The organism is Psychromonas arctica (genome assembly GCF_036697365.1).
GTDB classification, from domain to species: domain Bacteria; phylum Pseudomonadota; class Gammaproteobacteria; order Enterobacterales; family Psychromonadaceae; genus Psychromonas; species Psychromonas arctica_A.
Map to the genome: position 1 here is coordinate 1 of NZ_JBAHZA010000076.1, position 497 is coordinate 497.

Sequence of the window (497 nt, forward strand, 5' to 3'; positions counted from 1 at the left end):
GCAACTGGCGTGGTAACTGAAGATGATGCTGCTACGTTGAGCACGACTGGTACATTAACGTTGTCAGATGTTGATAGCTCGGATACAACTACTTTTACTGCTGAAACGATTAACGGCACTTACGGCGATATTACTATCGATGCTGATGGTAACTGGACATACGCAGCCGATAACACGCAAGCAGAAATTCAATCTTTAGATGATGATGAGTCGATCACCGATACCATCACAGTTATGACTAGCGATGGTGTTGAACAAGAGATTGTTATTACCATTAACGGTGTGGATGACTTATCTATCGTAGCTGGCGATACAACGGGTGCGGTCACTGAAGATGATGCTGCGACGTTAAGCACGGCTGGTACATTATCGCTAAGCGATGTTGATAGCTCAGACACCACAACTTTCACTGCTGAGACCGTGTCAGGTACTTATGGTGCAATCACTATCGATGCTGATGGTAACTGGACATACGCGGCGGATAACACGCAAGCAGC

At 46.1% G+C, this 497-nt stretch carries 1 protein-coding gene; it reads left to right on the forward strand.

Translation table 11 applies throughout. The annotated features are described in order from the left end of the window. A partial coding sequence (locus V5290_RS17405; protein WP_333388794.1) for a VCBS domain-containing protein occupies positions 1 to 497 on the forward strand: 497 nt, incomplete at both ends.